Consider the following 20,678-nt stretch of genomic DNA (forward strand, 5'->3'; position numbering starts at 1 on the left):
ATAATCACCATTATACGTTAAATAGCCTTAGAATTTTTTAGAATCTTTTTCCTCAAAGTCTCTCCACAGCGGAAGTGTAAGTGTAAACATTGTACCGTTATCAACATTTTCAACCCCAATACTTCCACCCATTTTGGTCCGAATAATTGCATAAGACATATACAGACCGATACCGCTGCCTTTACCTTCTTCTTTAGTTGTAAAATAAGGCTCAAAAATTCGCTCAATGACATCAGGATGAATCCCCCCTCCATTATCTTGGAGAGTAATTGCACCATATGTATCATCTCCAAAAACACGGAGAGTAATCGTAGGATTAGGAGACTGATTCTCTATCAGTGCATCACGAGCATTATGAAGCAGGTTAATCATTACCTGTTTAAATTCACTGGCGGATCCGAATATATCCAATGGATTATCGCAATACTGTACATCGATGATGATCCGTTGAGATTCAAACATCCCTGCAAGCAGTTCAAGCGACTCAGCAACCGGCTGATTTAAATCAAATGAAGCATTTTTTTGATCCGGTTTGATGAAATTACGAAAATCCTCAATTGTCTGAGACATAAATACAATCTGTTCCATCGATTCGGAAGTCATGGTATCGATATAATTTTTATCCACTTTTCCGGATCCGTATGCATATTGGGTATCTTGCACAATCACACTGAGCATATTAAGAGGTTGACGCCATTGATGAGCGATGTTATCGATCATTTCTCCCATAGCAGCCAGTTTGGATTGCTGAAATAACATCGCTTTTTGGTACTCGATTTCATTTTCACTCCGATCAAGGGCACTTTTTAAACGAGATTTTTGTTCGGATGTACGTTGTATCTCATCGATAAATCTTTTTTTGTCACGATAATCGATAACAAACATTAACAAGGATAGGATAAACAGATATGACAACAACGGAATAATTAAATACCCAAGAGATAGATAAATATGCTGCTGCCAAGCCAGATAGGTAATAAGCATTGCCACACTCACTACCATTATGCTGAAGAAAAGGACGCTAAGGTATCGCTTACGAATCATTAATATCAACATGACCAAAGCAATCACAAATGAGCTTACAATATTAAGCGGTCGATAGAATGATGGCTGAACTTTCAAATCACCGTTGATTAGATTCTCAACCACCGTGGCGTGGGTAAATACTCCGGGACGGACGGAACCGTCACTTATCGTATGCCATGTATCCAGACCAAAAGCGGTAGCACCGACAAAAACAAATTTGCCCTGCAACCGCTTCGGATCATACGTATGAGTGAGTAGATCATAAGCAGAAACTCTCTCATACTGTTCGAACGGATAAAATTCAAGCAGAGCATTACTATGTTGATCTAGCGCAAAACGGCTTCCGGCAACGGTTAATTCCATATCCCCCATCAAAGCTGAGAGAGGATATATCCGAATAGTAGGTTCTATCGAAGTGACAGCCGCAATCCCAAGCGTTGGAATAAGAGTGTTATTGTGACGCATCAGCAGTGATAAACGTCGCAATGTACCATCACTATCTGCAACGGCATGAATGTGCCCAATCCCCTTTGCACGCTGCTGATACATTGGTAAGCTACATACTACATTCCCTATATTCTGAAATTGCTCTGTCGGTATTTCATCCTTTTGTATCACCGTAGAGGGCAATACGCATTCTTTTCCCTGCACACTGATGTCTGAGAATACGGGCAATACCGTTTTGGTTCGAGTGATTGCCTCGGACAAAATACGATCATTATCGTCTAATTCTTTTGGAAGCCCTTCCAATGAAATATTAATATCGAAAAAATCCCGATAAAAGGTGCGCAGAGTAACGGGTGATGATCTGTCTTTTTCAGAAAATACGATATCCAGCGCGACGGCTGAGGGATTGGCATCTGCTATCGAATTAACCAGTTCTGCAGTAATCATTCGAGGCCACGGCCATTGACCGAATGCTTTTAAGCTCTTATCGTCAATCTCTACGACAACCGTAGAGCCTGGAGTATGGTATGAGGGAAAAGTGTGCGTTAAAAGGTCATAACTTTTGTAATCCAGCTGTGAAAGTAATGGGCTTTGCCACCAGAACAGATAAAAGCATATCGTTAGGATCATTGACCCCACAGCAAGAAATACGGATTTCATTAATCAGCGTACAATGACTTCGACACGGCGATTTTTGGGTTCAGAGACACCGTCTTCTGTTTGAATTATCGGTTCACTTTCACCGTACGAGACAACAGAACAGCGTTCCAATTTCACGTTACGTTCAAGAAGAAATTTTTCTACCGCATGAGCACGATCCAATGCCAATTCATAGTTTTTATCGGCATCCCCGGCACGATCAGAGTGTCCGATGATATCAACTGTGGCAGGTTCACGTGCTTCGATCAGCGTAATCAATGCTTCAACCTGATCTTTTGACTCTTGCGCTATTTCTGCCGTCCCCGGCTCAAAATAAAATAACATTGAAACAGCTTTTTCAGGCAGCGCCTTTAAAACCGCTGCATATTTCTGACGAATAAAATCAGGATCCGCTTTTTCTACAACAGAAGGTTGTTTATCCGATGAAACCATCGTCGTGTAGTAGTAAGGCTGATCAATCACGACACTACCCGCTTGGGTCGTTACTTCAACCGCATTATGAACGGCATCATTTTCCAATAAAACGACCGTCGTTTTAGGTTCTGTAGTGAGAAACGGCAAGGATAAAAGAATGGCACTCCAAATTAAAAGCGGTTCCATTATTATTCTGCCTCTACTACGAATTTGGTTCCACGAATGCCGATAACACCTTGCGGAACTTTAAAATGTACTTTTTCAGGTGCGAGTTTACTGATTTTACCCGATTCAAAAACTGCTGTCCCCTTTTGGAGATTTAAATCAAAACGAAAATCCTTTTGGGAAGGGGCAAAAAGATAATTATCAATCACCAATATACTTTTTGAGCCTACCGCAATACGTGTTCCGTCATTAAACGAAACACCCATACTTCCACTAGCTCCCGTTTGCAGAATATCCTTAGTAAAAAGAGCTACCCCTTTTTGTGCAGGGATCACTGTATTTTCTCTCTTAACTACCGCATCACCCTGTGCACTTTTAATAAAAGCAACCGATTCCGACGCAATAGCAGAAAAAGTAAATATCATTACCAAAAACAACGATTTTAACATTTTTTTAACTCCAAACTCACACTGTATACTTCAGTAACTTTAGCGTATATCAACTTACAATTGATTTTTTCGGCCTCTTTAGAAAGATTAAAATGAACCTTGACTATAATACCTATAATTTAACAGAGGTTGATTTTTTTGAAAAAACGTTTAGCGGTAGCTTTTACCGGTCCTTCCAACAGCGGCAAAACAACACTGATTCTGAAAGTGGCTCGAAAATTGATCCATGAACATAATTTACAAGTTGCCATCGTAAAAAACGATCCCAAAGATAAAGCTCAATTCGACGTTCCGGGAAAAGACAGTTATAAATTCAGCGATACGGGAGCCGAGGTAATCGTCACCTCCCCTACCCGTACCACCTATTTTTCACAACGCCATAAAGAGCTCGATGAGCTTATCTCGCTTTTCGGCGAGTTTGACGTATTGCTGGTCGAGGGACTTAAAAATCTTCCCCTTCCGCGTATCAGCATTTTTCGGGGTTCAATCGATACTGACTATTTTCCCTATATGAATGCTCTCGCGATCGATGAAAGTATCGATACGGCTCATTATGTTATCCCAAAGGGGATTGATATACTCGATCTTAATAACCCCGATCAGGCGATCGAGTGGATTTTAGCTCATGCAAAGGTTATGGAATGAATGTTATTTTAGAAGCAATTCAAAATAGTGCTATACGGATCAAAAATGCGATTGATGTCAAAGACATAGGTTATTCACAAGAGCAAAACAGCTCAGGGGAAACCCAACTTCAGCTCGATATTCAAAGCGATTTGATTATCGAGGAAGAACTGAGCCGTGTAGATGGCGTACATACCATTGCCAGCGAAGAGAAAGAACACCCGATGGTGCTAAACGAAAACGGTCATTACTTCATTGCTTTTGATCCGCTTGATGGTTCATCACTCGTTGATGTCAATCTCAGTGTCGGTTCGATTTTCGGGATTTATGAAGGTGAATTTACCCCGAGTAAAATGGTTGCCAGCTGTTATGTCGTTTACGGACCGCGTGTTGAGCTGGTATTTGCCGATGAGGATAAAGTATCCCTCTACCTTCTCCAAAATGGTGAGTTCGAATACGTTAAAGAGATTCACTTGAACGAAAAAGGAAAAATAAATGCACCGGGTGGTACACAACAGTGCTGGGCACCATTCCATAAAGAGATGATAGATAGTTTCTTTGCACGCGGTTATCGCCTTCGCTATTCAGGAGGTATGGTCCCCGATTTGCACCAAATCCTTCTCAAAGGGGGCGGATTATTCAGTTATCCGGGTGCCAGTGATAAGCCGGAGGGAAAACTACGAATGTTGTTTGAAGTATTTCCTTTTGCCTTTATCTTCGAAAAAGCGGGTGGAAAAGCGGTTGATGGAAGTAAGCGTGTTTTGGAAAAAGAACCTAAACACGTTCATGATACCAGTCCGTGTTTCTTCGGTTCATGCGATGAAATCAATGAGGTTTTAAGTGTCTATGCCGGACAGCAATAATGAATACGAAGAGCGGCTGGATGAAGCAATCCAAACCCTCAAGGCATGTCAACAAGAGCATAACGTAAACAGCTGCTACGTCTGCGAACACTGTATCGGGTGTGAAATCCGAACCAAATACATTCGAATTGTGTATGAAAGTATGTCCAAGGGTGAAACCGGCGGATTTGATTTTTAATAAAACGATTGAATTTCTAAAGGATAAAAATTAGCATGAAAAATTACATTACAACTCCTATCTATTACGTCAACGGTGAAGCCCATATTGGTCACGCTTACACGACATTTATCGCCGATACTCTTGCTCGCCATTCACGCCTTATCGGAAATGAAACCTATTTTCTAACCGGAACCGATGAACACGGTCAAAAAATCGAAGAAGCAGCTAAAAAATTAGAGAAGCCAACCCAAGAATTTGCCGATGAAATCAGTGCAACATTCCGTAATCTCTGGGATGAATTTGATATTAGTTACGATCAATTTATCCGAACTACGGATGAAACCCATAAAAAAGGGGTTCAAGCCGCATTTTTAAAGATGCATGAGAACGGTGATATTTATAAAGATTTTTATGAGGGGAACTACTGCGTCAGCTGTGAGAGCTTCTTTCCCGAATCTCAGCTCATGGATGGCGGCGGCTGTCCCGACTGTGGCAGAGCAACCACTATCGTCAAGGAAGAGAGTTACTTTTTCCGTCTCTCCAAATACGAAAAACCTTTGTTGGAGTATTACGAAGCCCATCCCGAATTCATCCTCCCAAAATCACGCCGCAATGAAGTAATCAGCTTTGTTAAAGGGGGATTGAACGATCTCTCTGTCACCCGCACCAGTTTTAGTTGGGGGGTTCATCTTCCTGAATCACTTAATGAGCCTAAACACGTTATGTACGTGTGGCTTGATGCTCTGATGAACTATGTCACCGCACTCGGATACGGCTCGGATGAGGCGAAGATGGATTTCTGGCCGGCGAACGTTCAATTGGTCGGTAAAGATATCCTCCGTTTCCATGCGATCTACTGGCCGGCATTTTTGATGAGTCTCGGTTTGCCTTTGCCTAAACACATCGGTGCACACGGATGGTGGACGCGCGATGGTGAAAAAATGTCAAAATCAAAAGGAAATGTCGTCGATCCTCGTGAAGTTTCCAAACATTATGGTGTCGAAAATTTCCGCTATTTCATGATGCGTGAAGTTCCATTCGGACAAGACGGTGACTTCTCACAACGTGCCCTCATCGACCGTATGAACTCTGATCTCAGCAACGATTTGGGAAATCTTCTCAACCGTATCATCGGTATGTCTGAAAAATATTCTGACTTTGTCATCGACAGTATCAATGTTGAGAAATATCATTCTAAAGAGCTCGACGATGCTCACACTATTTTATCCTCACTTGAAAACTATCTAGGTGAGTTGCAGTTGCACCGTTATCTTGAAGAACTTTGGAAAGTATTTACTATTGGCAACAAAGCGATCGAAGAACACGCGCCATGGGTTAAAATCAAAGAAGGGCGTAATGATGAAGCTCTCGCCACGGTTGCATTGGTTGCCAATCTATTGGCAAAAGCGTCCGTGATGCTACACTCTATTATGCCAAGTACTACTGCAACCATTGCGGATGCACTCGGATTTGAAATCACTACTGAGAGCTATACTAAACTCATCCTTAATAAAGGTCTTCTTGATACCTTTACTATTAAAAAAATACCTCCGCTCTTCCCGCGTGTGGATGAGCCGTTGATGCAAGAGGCTCCCAAAGCAATGATCGAAGAAGCTCCAAAAGTTGAGCATCCGGTATTGGAAGATAAAAAAGAGTCTACCGTATCACTTGAAGGGCTTATTACCATCGACCAGTTTTTCCAAACATCGCTTAAAATCGGAACCGTCCTTAACGCTCAAGAAGTTCCGAAAAGTTCAAAACTTCTCAAACTCCAAGTTGATCTCGGGGAGGATTCACCTCGACAAATTATCGCCGGTATCCGTGAGTATTACAGTGCTGAATCACTGATCGGAACGCAAGTGTGTGTTGTCGCCAATCTAAAACCTGCTAAACTCATGGGGATGCTCTCCGAAGGTATGATTCTCGCAGCTAAAGATGCAGACGGACTATGCCTCATTCGCCCTGAAAAAACACGCCTTAGCGGAAGTTCGGTGGGATGAGACTTGAAAATATCCTCGCACTGACCAAGGGAATCCTCTTAGGAGAACCATCGGTCAGTCTCTTTGAAAGTGTCGTCTTTGATCCTTCCAAAGTGAAGAGAGGATCGTTTTTTGTTGCCTACACCCCTGATGATATCCCTGAAGCGCTTCAAAACGGTGCTTACGGCGTCATGTTTGATAAACCGACCCAAATCAGCGACAGTGAAGTTGCCTGGATTAAAGTCGATAATATCGATAATGCACTCAAGAAACTGCTGCGTTTTTATCTTCTCGAAAAAGAGCTTCAAGTCTACGCTTGCGATCCAATTACATTACATCTCTCTTCGATGATTTCAACACCGCCGACTTTTTGCAATATTGAAGGATCGATGAAGGATATATGGGAAAAACTGTGGCCGCTTGAGAAAAAATCAATCGTCCTTTTTTCCCCTGCCCTTACCGATGTTAATATTTTTATTGACCATGCTCAGCTGATACGTGCGCAGGAAAATACGATTACGATCATCGAACAAACGCTGTTTGAAACTTCCTTTATCCATAATGATACTTTTTATGAACGGCAGATGCTCTCACCCTTCTTTATTCCCTATCTAGAACATCTTCTCTTTTTTTATACCTTTTTACGCATTCCATTTCAAATACGCGGCTTTAGTAAAATGGGACATTTTATTCCCGTTTTTACTAACTCTCGTTTGGAGAGCAAAGAGTTCGGCAGCAGCGACCGCGTAGTCATTTTCGAACCACTGCTTGAACTTATCGATGAACAGATCGACTTTTTAGACGCGCAGGCGGCATGGGCTAAAATCATCTATCTGCTACCTGAAACGATGCGTTCTTCCCTCACTATCGGGGTAGAAAATATCTTTTTCTACCGTTACCCCGAAGAAATATTAACAATCTTACAATCTAAAATCTTCCATTTTGCTCTTGTTGCAGGAGTTGATAAAGGGATCTTAAATCCGTCTCGATCTTCTATGAAGCAGCTTGAACTCGATTTTTAGCCGATTCGTATCTGTTTTAATTCTCGGCGCAATGTTTTCTCATTGTCTAAAACAGTCCGCACCAATGCATGAAATTCTTTCGCGTGATTCATATAACGCAAATGAGCTAATTCATGAACAATGATATAGTCGATGTGGGTATACGAGAGTTGCATCATCATCGTGTTAAGTGTCACAATTCCCTCGCTGTTACAGCTTCCCCACCGTCGTCTCATTTTTTTAAATCGTATCTCTTTAGGGTGTAAATCCATCTTTCGTGCATAATGTGATACACGTGATGGCAACGTCAAAAGTGCCTCATTTTTGTAAAAATGATGGTAATATTTTTCAATATCAATGCTGTTTTTAGCTTTTTCGAGTGTTTTGGAAAGATGGGGAAATTGCGTTACTGCGACACACTCTCCTCGGAATCGGATGGATTCTCCGAGGGTATGCTCCATTTGTGATCGAGAAGCCATAGCAGTAAGTTTGGATCGTATCCACCCTTCTCGCTCTCGCAAAATTGTACGAATACGGCTCTCATCTTTAATCGGTGTCCGTACACATACCTCTGAGTTATGAGTTATCGTAATATAAGTATTACGATTGCGAGGACGGTAATGGATCGTTATGGGAGATATGAGGTGATTAAACATAATCTATAGGGTCTATCACTCCGGCACGTTCAAACCCGCGTAATCGCAGACGACAGCTGTCACACACACCGCATGCTTTATCTTCGCTCTGATAACAACTCCATGTCAAATGTAAAGGTGCACCGAGGATTAATGCTTCTTGGACAATCTGCGATTTTTGGAGACGTACGAGAGGCATCTCAATCGAGATATTCGTCGTCTCTTTGGTTCCCAAATTTGCCGCTTTAGTAAACGCATCGATAAAGGATTCTCGACAGTCGGGATAACCGCTGCTGTCCTCTTCGACCACTCCGATCGCGATAGAAGAACACCCCTCTTTTTCGGCTATAGCAGTGGCTATAGAGAGAAATATCCCGTTTCGAAACGGCACATATGTAATCGGAACCCCCACTTCGATCCCTCCCGTAGGGACATCGATACTGTGATCGGTCAATGCTGATGCACCGATGGTTTTAAAAAAATCGAGGTCAATCTCGTATTTTTCACTCACCTCTAAATCCTCACAGATAGCATGAAAACTGGAAAGCTCTTTTTCCACGGTTCGCTGACCGTAATTAAAATGAAGCGCGACAATCTCATAGCCGCGTGAGCGCATAATGTAGGCGACAAGAGTCGAATCCATCCCGCCGCTCATAATGCAAAGTGCTTTTTTACTCATATTGATCCCTTTTGTGAGATTTTACCAAGGGTAGCCTTATGCTACAATGTCATTAAGCGACCTAATATAGGCACTTACAGAGCCTATTTTTGATAGGGTTGCCAAAAGGTTGCCATGATCATATGGCAATATTGTTAACTTTTGTAGCATCTACTCTTAGTTTTCCAGTGTAGTGATTGCGATTAACACGATCATCTACGTGACCCATTATGTCTAAAATCCAGTCGGTAGGATAACCGTACTCTTTCAAAATTGTATTGAATGAGCGTCTTAAATCATGGACAGTTCCATGTCTTAAATTGTTATCGGACAACAGTTTTTTAAATCTAAAATTCATGGTTGGTGAACCGTAATAGTTGTTCCCAGATTGATTGATAAAAACGAATTCTTTTAGACCGCTATACATTCTTTGTTTTAGCAATGCTTCTTTGCACTGCTTAAACATTGGAACGAATCTAATCTTACGTGACTTCGTTTCATCTTCAACGCCTCTTACAATTCGAGAATCAACACGTATGACCTCTTTTTTAAAGTCAATATCATCCCATTTTAGACCAACAAGCTCCGATCCTCTCATACCTGTAAAAAAAGCAATTTGAATATAGTTTTTCAACTGCCCTTTTGCAGATTCAAGAATCTTCTTTATCTCATCTTCTGTATAGTACACGTGTTCTTTTACCGAATGTTTCTTCGGTAGTTTTACCAGTGTTACGGGGTTTTTCCTGATGATATCGTCATTCATAGCCGTTTGTAATACGATATTCAAATACGCACGATATGTGGAAACAGTTTGAGGCGAAAGCCCACTTTCCCGTTGCCACTTCATAACGTGCGTAGTTTTAATATCAGTTAATAGAAATTCTCCAAACTTCTTTGAATCGTTCATCTCAAAATCACAAATGAGCCTAAATGTCTTTTTAATACGTTCATGCACGTATTGCCTTCTATTCTCACTTGTAAGATCAAGAACCATCATCCCATACTCTCGTAATGTAAGATCGCTATAATCTTCTTTTTTGGGTTGGTATTTTTCCTCAAATAACTCACGGTATTCAGTATCAAAGTTTTTTTCATACCATTTTAAAAGACGTTTATCTGCTTTTTTTCCAGTAGAAATTCGCTTCCGAGTACCGAACATGTCGCTGTCTAACGTAATAATGCCGTGTTGGTTTGCGTAAACTCGACTTATCATTGATTTCTCCTTGATAAGCCAGTCACTGACGGAGAGAATTTTACAGCTAAAATGCTTTTATTTTGACTATTGGTAGTGATTTGATATTGATATACCATAGCTTGCCTCGTTTCACAAAATCCTCAGGATTAAGATTGTTGTAACACCATTTACGCAACCCGTCGATGGTTTTATATCCGCACTCAGTTGCAAATTCCCGTGTAATCGGATACCACTGAGGCAGTGATCGATGAAGTGTTAAAATAATGTCGAGCTTTTCATTAAGCTCTTGGAATTTTTCTTCAAGCATTTCATCTCCCTAAAACATATCGGGAATCAGCTTACGCCGTTGCATCTCATTCGTGAGTGCAATGTAGCGGTATGAGAGATCATCATACAAAGGCGAATCCATATCCAATCCGTCCATCTCAATAGAGAGCTTATTATCTAGATTCCATAACCCATCATCGCTGTATTGTTTGAGTTCCTCTTCAAATGTCGGTTGCTCCGTATGCTCCTCATGCAGGTTTTTAATGTTCTGTCTCAGATCGAATTCCGCTTTGGCTCTTTGAAGCACATCGAGGAAAAATAAAAGTGTTGGGTCATTACCGTGTACCAGTAACCGTGTAATGACCTTTTTGATCGATTTCTCTGCATCTTGCAGTGAGTATCGAAAGCTAATCCGCTCTATCTTCTCTAATGGGGTATCTACTTGCATAAATTCAATGATTGAGTAGTTCTCTTTGATATATTCCCAAATTGGTAATATGTCTGCACGCTTTCGATTAGGAGAGTTCAATTGCTTCTCACTGATACTTTCTGTGTCGATAAGCTTGATAAGGTCACATGAGCTTTTAAATAGACTCTCAGCACGTATCAATGCATCATCGATCGTATCGATTCCGAATGTCTTTAAATATTCCCTATGGAGTTCAAATTCGACATTGAAAATCGGTTCTTGCAAATTCATCCCGTTTACTCCGAAATGGTTGTGCATGATCTCCCGTTTGAATTGTGATGCAGTTGTCAGTTCTTTGTGCTTATTGTATATACGCAGTAAGAACGGTTTCTTTCCTACATAGTACGTTTCCAATTCATAACCGCTTGATCGTTCTCCGATGTTGGCAGAATGGCTTTGCTTCTTAGAGAGGATCATCTCTTTCCGTAGATAGCTGAAATCGTGTTGGATAAACATATTAAGATCGATCCGTGTCACGGGAAACACTCTCATAGTGAACTCACCCAAGAATTTTTTATTAATGTACTCTATAAGCGATTTTAAGCCCAAAGTATAGATTCCAACAGCATTGAGCTGTATTCGAATGTTATGAATGTTCATAGCCTTCTCAGGATCTTTAAATCCTGATCGAAAGAAGTCATGATTGAACCAATGAAATCCATCTCTACCCATACCGCTATAAACAACATCGATTCCGTTGATCTTTACGATAATGTCATTATCCGCGTACTGATAGTTGAGGGATTTATAATAGGCTTTCTTGTCTTCGATCTGATTAATGATGTCCTCATATAACCGATCATAGAAAGCACCGCTTTGTGCAAAGTAATAGAGGGCGTCGATACCGCTTGCAAAGGGTATATTTTTGACATGACTATCTTGCATAAGATTTTCCTTTCGACGATAAACGTCATTTTTTTTATTTATAAAATTAGAGAGGGAGAAATGTTTTATGACTTATGTCAGGGGGTGTTACTAGAACCCCCTGAGCTTTTAGTGCTTTGCTCAGAATACCCGCGACCCTCGCGGGGCCCTTCCGAATCAAAGCACTTTTATTTGCTTTTTGTGGTGTTTTAGTTACTTACCCATAGACATACATGGCGTTACTTACGTTATGCAGTATTGCCATATACGGTTAATCGAAATAGCTTCACTATTTCGCTTGCTTTGTTAGATACCAAAAAAGGTACATTGTCCGAAATAGGAAACGTCCACTTCAACTTGTTTGCCTTCCATGCCGAGATACTTTGTGAGTTTATCTTCGGGTATAGATAGATCTATCAGATCTTTTTTGACACCGCCGTTTTTCAACGGTTTTTCAACGAGCAACTGCAATTTATTGCGACCTTTAGTGATCACGCCAGTATTTTTATCTGTAAAGTCGCTAGACTTGTATGTGTTCAATAGAACGGCTTTTAGTTTTAACATTTTGAGTGTCTCCTCAAGTTTTAATTTTAGAGACTAGGCCTAGTCGATTTGATTTACTATAGTGAGAGCATTGTACTTTGTAGGGGTTGATCAAGCCTATGTTGAAAACAAGGAAGTTTTCCAGTGAATCAGTACAACTAGATGGGGTAGATAGGATTTATAAGAACTTTGCGCATCGTCTGATCAAATAAAGGATGATTCACAATTTCGTCATGTCCTTCATCTAAATACATTTTTTTTACAAATTTTAGAGCATCTGTAATGGAGCCTTTAATTAAAAATGTGTACTCATTCTTGTGATCATAAGCATAAATGATATTTTCTAATAGAGCCGTTTTTATATAGAGTTTATAGTTAAATGCTCTTGCACTTAATCCAATAGTGTATTGTCCAGTACCTTCTCTAGGATAAACTATATCAGGAAAAAACTTTTCAGCAATATGATGGGTGAACTTTGCCAATTTAGTTTTATTGACTTTATTTTTTCGATAATAAGGGAAATAGGTTTTTATCATGAAACTTTGAATTAATTCCCGTTTAGAAGTTTTCAGTCCATTTAAAAAAGAAAAAGATTGTTTGAATCCGACCTTCTCTCCATCCGTAAAATCAATTTTAAGATCATCTATATTATGCATAGCGTTACAAATTAACATCATATTTGTAATATCCAAATGATTACGGAAGGCTTTGATACAAAATAGATTTACCTGAACTTTTTTCTTCTCATTTTCAAAGACAAGGGGGAAATTTTTGTTTGGATCAAGTGAATCTCTTAACTCTTTAATAGGATGATCCAATCCTTTTCTATAGTCACTTGTTAAAAATGCTGTACCTTGTGAAAATCTGCTAGCTTGATCATAGGATTCTAAAGTTTCAAATGTTTCATATAGGTGCTTTAAAAATATATAAAATTCAACAGCAAAGATTCGTTTTTTGTAATTATAAAAACGGTTATACTCGAATAGTTCTAAAAAATTATCTTTCAGATCATCGAATGAAGTAATTGAGAAATATTGTTTTTGGTTTTCAATCCCTTTCTCAAGAAAAAATATTTCTAGCGTATCTTTGTATGCTTGATAAAAATATTGCTCTTTAGTGAGATTTCTTGAATTTAATATATCATCGAATGGTGTAAGACTCTCTGGATTATGAGCATGCAAAAATAACTGAAATTTACTTTTGTGCTCACTATTTTGTAAATCATCCAGACCAATAGGAAAAAGGGTGTTTATTAAAAAATCGTTTTCTTGTTTTGTCATATCTGAATTATAAAATGATAATAAAAAAATTGTTAACAATTTTCATTACCTCATAGCTCCTTTTTGCATATTAAAATATTTTGATATGAAATAGTTACAGCATAAAAAAATATTATTTATTTGACTTGGTAATATAACTCATTATCTTTAAACCAGTTCTTACAAATGGAATAGAATCAAGTACAACTTCTGAAAGTACTTCACTTAAAATTTCGTTAATAGCATGTTCTTTGACATCATCTTTCACTTCATTTTTTGTTTTTTCAACAATCTTATCTTTTTTATTCCATACAAAAAAATACAATAAGATGGCTTGTTCTTGGGTAATTGATTCATTCATTACAATTGTATTAATTATTTTTAAATGAGATTCTCTTTTCGCATCATCAAGCCATTCATTAATAGTTTCTTTGTCAAAATGCTTGATATACCTTTGAAAAATAGCATGTAATGCCATATCTGTATTTAATCCATTAAAAATACGTTTGATGTAATTAACATCATCAAAAAACATGAGATTATAAAATTTATCACATGCCTCTATATCTAAAATTTTGACAGGTTCCCATGCAATATCATTAAGGTACGTATTAGATATTACAAATGAATGAAGTTTTATATTATTGTTCCATTGCTTTTCAATGTCTTTTATTGCATACGGTGCATCACAAACTTTCCATTTTGTCTCGGGGTTTCTTATTCCTTTTGGGTCACAAAATATTATATGCTCTTGATTTGTATCATCTTTATACCAAACAATAAAATCAGGATAAAAGACACCATCATCTGAGATTAGACCTATGTTTCCATTTGATTTATTTCTTAAAATTGTTGCTTCGAGACTGTTACTGATAATATAAGATTGTATGTCACATACAAATTTTAGCTCATAAGGATCGAGCTTATCTGGAGATATCTTTATGGATTCAATGTTTTCAAAATATTTTTCATCGAACTCAATAATATTTTTCATATTTTCAGTAAAATTATTATCAATACATTTCTGAAATGTTTCATAAGTCTGTTGTGCATTTGCTACGGGGTCAATGACTAAAGGATTGTAATAGTGTTCTGTAACTTTATCGATAAATATTTTATAACTCTGATCTTTATCAAGTCTTTCTCTTATCTTTTGTGGATCACTACCTTGGTCTAAAATAAATTTAATATCATATTTCGAAATGTAATCGTCACTCGACACTGTTTGAGTAAATTTATAGCTTTGTTTGTTTTCATTGTAAAATATTTTATTTTTAACCTTGGAAATGAGTGTGTAAGCTATTTTTAAAAGTAGTTTATGAATTCCATTTGGTGAGTTTAACTCTCCATCATATTCTATTTTAATATTCTTGTTTTCTAATAGTACAAGTGCATAGTTAACTCCAAAGTTATCTATTAAGATATGGTTTTGTTGGAGTTTTTTTTCTATCAATTTCTCGAGATATGACTTGTCAATAAAATCCAAAAGCCATTTGAAACTATCAAATTCTAAAGTTTGCTGCTTTTCCAAACTAAGATTAAAAACAAGAGGTAGATTGATTTTTGTGTTTTTAGAGATTCCATCGATCTTATAATCTATGAGTAATTCATTATTTGTAATATATAAACTGCACTCTATATTATTCTCAACTGCTTGAAATGATTTATCCACATAAAAAATTGGCAATGACTTACCTTCATGTTCTATCCCGACTTCAACTGCTTTGGTTAAAGTGATATTCTTTTTATAAATATCTGTATCTTCTTCAACGAATTTTTTTAAATATGTACTTCTAAGACTGTAAATAAAAAGTGTTTCAAGATATTTTAGTAATTCATAATTGTGTTTACTACTTAGATTTGATTTATCCCATGATAAAAATTCACTCTTTGTTTCATCTTTTTCATTAACATAGTAATGTTCTTGTCTTTTCCCATCATTATTAAGTCCTTTTAGTCTTACTCCTCTACCAAACATTTGTATAATAGTAGGACCGCTACCTGTTCCAAAGTTAATAAGACAAATCTGTGAAGCTCTAAAACTATTCCATCCTGCACTAAACTTTCTGCTACCTATAAGAATATTTATAGGACTTGATTCAAAATCTATATTTTTAAATAGGTAATTTTCATTAGAAAATTTTAGAGTTTTGGAGATTATTTTATCTTCGCTTATAAGTTTTTGTATATTGGAGTTTTCTAAAAATTTCTTAACATCTCCAACTGTTATAAGGCCAAATGGGGATATGTCTTCACCAAAAGACAAAAGCACTTCTCCATCGCTTGAGCTATTTTGTAAAAGATGAAGCGTTCCATTTGTTTGATGGAAAATATTTTGATAATCTTCTTTTTCTCCTAAAGTTGCAAAGTATCCTATGATTTTTGCTATATCACTATTTTCTTCATTATTGGCTTGTTTCTCACTGCTTGCAGATACTGTATTTCCTGCCATAATTAGCAATGGTCTATTTGGAAATGGTTGAGTTCTGTATTTTGTATTAAAGGCATCAAAGGATTGCAGCTTTTCACTAAAAGCTTTAAGATTTGCATCAAGATTTCTTTTTATATCTTTGTCTTCATCTTGTGCTATCTCATCTTTTTTTACAACATCAAATTTAAAATCTTTTCCGTATTTGTCATTGTAAAATTTTCCATAGTCATACTCATAAACTATCTTTTCAGCATATTCTTTCACCTGCTCGTTGCTTGTAACATCGTAAAAAGTAGCACTATATTCAAACATAAAACTGTTGGCGAATTTCTGAGTAAGTTCATTTCGTATATTTACAAAAGCACCACTTCCCTTTTTATCTGTTCCTAGTCCAATATGTGCTTCATCGACTAGAAGTAGTCTAAAATGATTTTCACCCAATATCTCATGAGACTCGTTTTTGTAATTCTCTATAAGGGATTGTGTTGTTTCTATTTTATAGCTGAATTTAAAATCTTTAAAAAAAGATGTTGCAAAAAAATCACTCATTTCATTTTGCAATTGTCCTATTAGTTCTTTTAATGGTGAAGTAATAATGACTTCGACCTCAGTAGGATTTTTACTTTTAAGATATTCGAAATAATCTATGATATTGGCCTTCATGATGACAGTTTTACCACTTCCTGTCGCCATCCAATAAGTTAACTTATTGTTTTCATTACCTTTTATGAGATATTTTCTCTCAAAATAATATTTTGTAAAATAAAGAGCTAATCTCTGATAATACCTCAGTTTAATATCACATTTATCTTCTATATCCTCAAAATCGTATTCAAGCGCATTTTGCAAAAGTTTAAAGTAGTTTCCATTTTCTACTTCATTTTTGAAATCTTCATCGGGAGTTTGTAAGATATTATAGAGGTTGTGGTCTATACCATCACAAATATCTCTAAATAGAACTAAATCGCTACTTTTCATTACTTACCTTTAAATGTTTCGGCAATGATATGTTCAGCTCCATGTGTCAAAAAATTTGAATAAACTTTTGAGTAACCTTCACTTATGTCTTTAACTTTCTTTTTTGCTTTCTCTTCGTTATTTGACAACACTATCGCGCAGTATTTTTCGTACTTATCTTTACATTCTGCAAATAATATTTCATCTTCAAGAAAAATTTTTATAAGATCTAGCCCCTCATGAAAAAGAAGTGAACTAAATATATCAAATTTATTTTCACTAGATAATGGATTGTTTAGTTCATTGTTCATTCTAAAATTGATTTGATTTTTATCTGGTTCATAGATGTAGCCAGAATCTATTTTAGAGTAATCTATATCCTTTACCACCTGGAGCCGGTCTATGATGTCATCATATTGTTCAAGTTCAATATATTGAAATATACCACTGATCTTCTGGGAATCAATACCACCACTATTACCATACATTGTATATTTGAGTCTACGTAGCATTTTTGTTTCAAAATAGTCATTCATTTCTACGGATATGAACTTTTTGTTCAATTTATACCCTACAGCCGCAGTTGTGCCACTTCCACCAAAGAAGTCTAAAATGATTTCGCCACTTTTAATTCCAGATACTTGACATATTCTATCAATTAATTTTTCAGGTTTTTTCCCATTCTTAAGTTCAACAGCACCTTCTTTGGCTATACCATCCCATGATATATCGGCCCAAAAGTCAGTCAAAATTTCTGTAGAAGTATTTTTTCCATGCAATGTTTTAACTTTGTTAGAGTAAAAGGATAAAACTCCACCTTTAAAAATAAAACTTTTTTCTCCATTGTCTTTAAGATAAGTATATACTTTAGTTGTTTCATTTTTTGATTCTAGCAATAGGTTTTTTAGTTTTTCAGTTGGTTTTTGAGGATCTCTAATACTAACAATATTCTTTGCATTTTTTAAGCAATATTTCGCTTTTTCTTCTTCTCTTATTAACATCCAATAATTACCAAGCTTTTCTTTAGCATTATTATTAGACTGTTGTGGTGTCTTACCTACTTCAACACCCAAAGTAGTATAAATAACATCATTTAAAGGTTTTATAATCCATTTTTCAGATTCCTCCGCAGGATTACTAATAACTAAATTGTAATTGCTATCGTAACTACTGGGAATAAATACCTTAGAAAATTCAAATGCTTTTTTGTTTTTTGCATAAAAATAAATATATTCAGTGACATCAATAGGTCCAGGATTAAATGTTTTTATTCCTGCAGGAGAAGAAGTTTTTACAGATATAGATTGAACAAAATTTTCTTTTGTGAATTCAATATCTAATATTTTTTTTAATGAATCAAACTCTTTATAATCGATTTGACTAAATAGAGAACCATCTTCTGAAATCATTTTTTTAGCAATTTCAAGTCTATCAGTCATCATACTGAGCCATGAGGAGCTTTTAAAACTATCTTTGTAGATAAAACCATCATTGCCTGTATTATAAGGTGGATCGATATATACACATTTTATTTTACCATCACCTTTTATGTTGGTATATTTTGGCTCTAATAATTTCAAAGCTTGATAGTTCTCACTTTTAATAAGCAGGCCACTGAGCTCTTCCTCTATATTTTCAAACTGACTTAATACTCTGTATTTAAAAGTAATATCTTTTACATTAAAATATTTTGTATCTATTGGATAACTTTTTCTTTGAAGTTCTAGAAGATCTGGTTTTACATTGATTTTAGTAATGCCTAGTGTTTCCCATTCTTGAAGTTGATCTGTGTTATTAAGTACTTCATTAAGTAGGCTTATATCTTTGATCTGATTACTCGATATTACATAATGGCTTTCCTTTACCATCTTTCTTTTTTCCCAAAGGTACTTCTGAAACTCCTCTATTGAAGAGAGTAAATCGATAAATATTTTTGCTTGAGCCTTAAAAACTCTGGCAAATATAGCTATTCTTTTTGCTGATTCATCCATAAGTAAAATGGCATCAGTATCTGCAAATATGTAGTTTTTAATAAATTTATCAAGTTCAACACTCAAAAATCTTTTGAGATTTTTATGTATGAAGTAGTCACTATCAACTCCAGAGTAGAAGAGATTTATTCCTCTATCAAGGCGATAAAAAAATGATAAATCAGCATCTTTATCAAAAAGTTCTTCTAATTGTTTTTTGTCTTCAAAATCAAATTTATCAAAGCCAAAATTTTTAACTGAAGTTTTATTGTGAACTTTAGTAGCATACTCTTTTTTGGAAATCATAAGTTTAGAAGCTTTTATTTTTAGTTGGGTTTTATCCTCTTCACCACCTAATTCATACTTAAAAAGTGATGATACGACTTCTTTGCCATCTTTTTTGGATTTTATGAATAGGTACTCAAATAATTCTTGATCTTCCATAAGTGTTTTAAATTCTTCAGACGCTTTTAATTGGTTTACATCAAGAAGTGATGTCTGTATTTTTTCATCTTTAAAAGGGAGTTTTTCAAAATAAGCTTTTAATTTATTATCTTTAAAAACAGTATCATAGTCAAATGTATCCATATCAAGATTTATGACACTTAACATTAGTAAATAAATAGTATATTTTGGCGTTGCATGGTCTGAAATATTAAAGTTTAAAGTAATAGTATTATTGTCTTTTTTGATGGATATTAATCTATATTGTTTTACTTTTTTATCATCCTTGATGTCGTCATCTTTCTCTATGATATTGGTATTGATTGTGTAGTTTTTATCTTTGTAGCTTAAATTTAAAGAGACACTGTTTAAAAATTTGTTTGACTTAATGTAATAGCTATCTTTTGTTTTCCATGTAAAAAGGGTTTCTTCGCCTCTATAATCTACATCCTGTGAGCCTCCATCAGCTTTTTCATCCTTTGATTCAGATAAATATGCTTCATATTTGTAGGGGATAGTATAAGTTTTAAAACTTCTAGGCGTGTAGCCAAAATCGCCTTTTTCGTAGTAAAGATTAAAAAACTGGTATAGGTACTCATAAACTTTTGTAGAATCATATTTCTCTTCACTTTTACAAGCCTTTAATTCATCTAATAAATTTTGAGTATCTCCGTTTCCAAAATTATTAATAGCACTTTCTAAATCTTCGATTGTATCAAGCGGTAAATCTTTGGCTATTTTAGGCGGTATGTACTCCAATAGTCTTACTTTTAGCTTTTCTACATTATTTTCATTTGAATTTGACAACTCTTTTTCAATGTTAGTAACTATTGTGTCTAGATTTTGTTTGATAAATTCTTCTTTTTGTCTGAATATTTTATAAATACCAAAATTCAATTCACTCTTGTTAAACCAAAATATATCATCTAATATAAAATCTTTAAATTTTTGCTGGATATTGACCATTTTTGCTCCATTTTTTGTTTAGCGGCAATTATATCATTACCATCGATGGTTAATGCTTCTGTAATATCTTACACAAGTACAAATGTGCGGTTTAGTTAAAAATGGAACTGGATATACTTTTTGTGAGTACACAGGTTGGTAATATGAGTGTGCCATAGGAGTATAAAAAAGCATAATATTTCTGTCATACTATAGCGATAAATGCAGTAATTACGGGTTTTTTAGAATTCGG

Annotated in this window: 17 protein-coding genes; 5 read left to right on the top strand and 12 right to left on the bottom strand. The window is 36.1% G+C overall.

Annotation, left to right across the window (positions count from 1 at the left end; all coding sequences use genetic code 11):
* Positions 1–27: 27 nt before the first annotated feature.
* Genes PHI47_RS08210 through PHI47_RS08220 form a run of 3 tightly spaced genes read right to left on the bottom strand, consistent with a single transcriptional unit; the run spans position 28 to position 3,161 of the window.
* Positions 28–2,133 (bottom strand): CHASE2 and HATPase_c domain-containing protein, encoded by a 2,106-nt coding sequence (locus PHI47_RS08210; RefSeq protein ID WP_299936029.1) that lies wholly within the window; start codon positions 2,131–2,133, stop codon positions 28–30.
* Between the two features lie 3 nt (positions 2,134–2,136).
* Complete coding sequence (locus PHI47_RS08215) at positions 2,137–2,733, bottom strand: OmpA family protein (RefSeq protein WP_299936031.1); 597 nt, start codon at positions 2,731–2,733, stop codon at positions 2,137–2,139.
* A gap of 2 nt (positions 2,734–2,735) precedes the next feature.
* Positions 2,736–3,161 (bottom strand): FecR domain-containing protein, encoded by a 426-nt coding sequence (locus PHI47_RS08220; RefSeq protein ID WP_299936033.1) that lies wholly within the window; start codon positions 3,159–3,161, stop codon positions 2,736–2,738.
* 138 nt (positions 3,162–3,299) lie between these two features.
* Here PHI47_RS08220 and mobB point away from each other — a divergent pair, with 138 nt between their 5' ends.
* From mobB to PHI47_RS08245, 5 genes are read left to right on the top strand one after another with little or no spacing between them, the layout of a single operon-like run.
* Positions 3,300–3,806 (top strand): molybdopterin-guanine dinucleotide biosynthesis protein B, encoded by a 507-nt coding sequence (mobB, locus tag PHI47_RS08225; RefSeq protein ID WP_299936036.1) that lies wholly within the window; start codon positions 3,300–3,302, stop codon positions 3,804–3,806.
* Positions 3,803–4,648 (top strand): class 1 fructose-bisphosphatase, encoded by an 846-nt coding sequence (locus PHI47_RS08230; RefSeq protein WP_299936039.1) that lies wholly within the window; start codon positions 3,803–3,805, stop codon positions 4,646–4,648. The genes mobB and PHI47_RS08230 overlap by 4 nt, the downstream gene beginning before the upstream one ends.
* A complete protein-coding gene (locus tag PHI47_RS08235; protein ID WP_299936042.1) occupies positions 4,632–4,826 on the top strand; it encodes a hypothetical protein in 195 nt (64 codons plus the stop codon). Before PHI47_RS08230 ends, PHI47_RS08235 begins: the two co-directional genes overlap by 17 nt.
* 35 nt (positions 4,827–4,861) lie before the next feature.
* Complete coding sequence (gene metG / locus PHI47_RS08240; protein ID WP_299936045.1) at positions 4,862–6,808, top strand: methionine--tRNA ligase; 1,947 nt, start codon at positions 4,862–4,864, stop codon at positions 6,806–6,808.
* Positions 6,805–7,809 (top strand): hypothetical protein, encoded by a 1,005-nt coding sequence (locus tag PHI47_RS08245; protein WP_299936047.1) that lies wholly within the window; start codon positions 6,805–6,807, stop codon positions 7,807–7,809. Before metG ends, PHI47_RS08245 begins: the two co-directional genes overlap by 4 nt.
* Here the strand turns inward: PHI47_RS08245 and PHI47_RS08250 are convergent.
* The 9 genes from PHI47_RS08250 to PHI47_RS08290 form a co-directional block, all read right to left on the bottom strand.
* Positions 7,806–8,444, bottom strand: coding sequence for a YgjP-like metallopeptidase domain-containing protein (locus PHI47_RS08250; protein ID WP_299936049.1), 639 nt, complete (start codon positions 8,442–8,444; stop codon positions 7,806–7,808). The genes PHI47_RS08245 and PHI47_RS08250 overlap by 4 nt on opposite strands.
* A complete protein-coding gene (gene queC, locus PHI47_RS08255) occupies positions 8,437–9,102 on the bottom strand; it encodes a 7-cyano-7-deazaguanine synthase QueC (RefSeq protein WP_299936052.1) in 666 nt (221 codons plus the stop codon). Before queC ends, PHI47_RS08250 begins: the two co-directional genes overlap by 8 nt.
* Before the next feature lie 118 nt (positions 9,103–9,220).
* A complete protein-coding gene (locus PHI47_RS08260) occupies positions 9,221–10,294 on the bottom strand; it encodes a site-specific integrase (RefSeq protein WP_299936055.1) in 1,074 nt (357 codons plus the stop codon).
* A gap of 46 nt (positions 10,295–10,340) precedes the next feature.
* Positions 10,341–10,583 (bottom strand): hypothetical protein, encoded by a 243-nt coding sequence (locus PHI47_RS08265; protein ID WP_299936058.1) that lies wholly within the window; start codon positions 10,581–10,583, stop codon positions 10,341–10,343.
* 9 nt (positions 10,584–10,592) lie between these two features.
* The gene (locus tag PHI47_RS08270; protein WP_299936061.1) at positions 10,593–11,897 is read right to left on the bottom strand and encodes a hypothetical protein; all 1,305 of its coding nucleotides are present in this window, start codon (positions 11,895–11,897) and stop codon (positions 10,593–10,595) included.
* A gap of 285 nt (positions 11,898–12,182) precedes the next feature.
* Positions 12,183–12,371: a hypothetical protein gene (locus tag PHI47_RS08275; RefSeq protein ID WP_299936063.1), complete on the bottom strand. Its 189-nt coding sequence runs from the start codon at positions 12,369–12,371 to the stop codon at positions 12,183–12,185.
* Positions 12,372–12,577: 206 nt separating this feature from the next.
* Complete coding sequence (locus PHI47_RS08280) at positions 12,578–13,699, bottom strand: hypothetical protein (protein ID WP_299936065.1); 1,122 nt, start codon at positions 13,697–13,699, stop codon at positions 12,578–12,580.
* Positions 13,700–13,811: 112 nt separating this feature from the next.
* Entirely contained in the window at positions 13,812–17,087 is a 3,276-nt protein-coding gene (locus PHI47_RS08285; protein ID WP_299936067.1) for a DEAD/DEAH box helicase family protein, read from the bottom strand.
* Entirely contained in the window at positions 17,087–20,446 is a 3,360-nt protein-coding gene (locus PHI47_RS08290; protein ID WP_299936070.1) for a site-specific DNA-methyltransferase, read from the bottom strand. The genes PHI47_RS08285 and PHI47_RS08290 overlap by 1 nt, the downstream gene beginning before the upstream one ends.
* Between the last annotated feature and the right edge of the window lie 232 nt (positions 20,447–20,678).

Origin of the sequence: Sulfuricurvum sp., from assembly GCF_028713855.1 — a bacterium.
Lineage (GTDB): Bacteria > Campylobacterota > Campylobacteria > Campylobacterales > Sulfurimonadaceae > Sulfuricurvum.

What these genes read in the sequence shown, in the direction of transcription:
- PHI47_RS08265 (WP_299936058.1), bottom strand. Translation starts at nt 10,583, where the DNA reads ATGCTTGAAGAAAAATTCCAAGAGCTTAATGAAAAGCTCGACATTATT.
- PHI47_RS08285 (WP_299936067.1), bottom strand. Translation starts at nt 17,087, where the DNA reads ATGAAAAGTAGCGATTTAGTTCTATTTAGAGATATTTGTGATGGTATA.
- PHI47_RS08230 (WP_299936039.1), top strand. Translation starts at nt 3,803, where the DNA reads ATGAATGTTATTTTAGAAGCAATTCAAAATAGTGCTATACGGATCAAA.
- PHI47_RS08220 (WP_299936033.1), bottom strand. Translation starts at nt 3,161, where the DNA reads ATGTTAAAATCGTTGTTTTTGGTAATGATATTTACTTTTTCTGCTATT.
- PHI47_RS08270 (WP_299936061.1), bottom strand. Translation starts at nt 11,897, where the DNA reads ATGCAAGATAGTCATGTCAAAAATATACCCTTTGCAAGCGGTATCGAC.
- PHI47_RS08250 (WP_299936049.1), bottom strand. Translation starts at nt 8,444, where the DNA reads ATGTTTAATCACCTCATATCTCCCATAACGATCCATTACCGTCCTCGC.
- queC (WP_299936052.1), bottom strand. Translation starts at nt 9,102, where the DNA reads ATGAGTAAAAAAGCACTTTGCATTATGAGCGGCGGGATGGATTCGACT.
- PHI47_RS08245 (WP_299936047.1), top strand. Translation starts at nt 6,805, where the DNA reads ATGAGACTTGAAAATATCCTCGCACTGACCAAGGGAATCCTCTTAGGA.
- PHI47_RS08260 (WP_299936055.1), bottom strand. Translation starts at nt 10,294, where the DNA reads ATGATAAGTCGAGTTTACGCAAACCAACACGGCATTATTACGTTAGAC.
- PHI47_RS08215 (WP_299936031.1), bottom strand. Translation starts at nt 2,733, where the DNA reads ATGGAACCGCTTTTAATTTGGAGTGCCATTCTTTTATCCTTGCCGTTT.
- PHI47_RS08280 (WP_299936065.1), bottom strand. Translation starts at nt 13,699, where the DNA reads ATGACAAAACAAGAAAACGATTTTTTAATAAACACCCTTTTTCCTATT.
- PHI47_RS08235 (WP_299936042.1), top strand. Translation starts at nt 4,632, where the DNA reads ATGCCGGACAGCAATAATGAATACGAAGAGCGGCTGGATGAAGCAATC.
- metG (WP_299936045.1), top strand. Translation starts at nt 4,862, where the DNA reads ATGAAAAATTACATTACAACTCCTATCTATTACGTCAACGGTGAAGCC.
- PHI47_RS08290 (WP_299936070.1), bottom strand. Translation starts at nt 20,446, where the DNA reads ATGGTCAATATCCAGCAAAAATTTAAAGATTTTATATTAGATGATATA.
- PHI47_RS08210 (WP_299936029.1), bottom strand. Translation starts at nt 2,133, where the DNA reads ATGAAATCCGTATTTCTTGCTGTGGGGTCAATGATCCTAACGATATGC.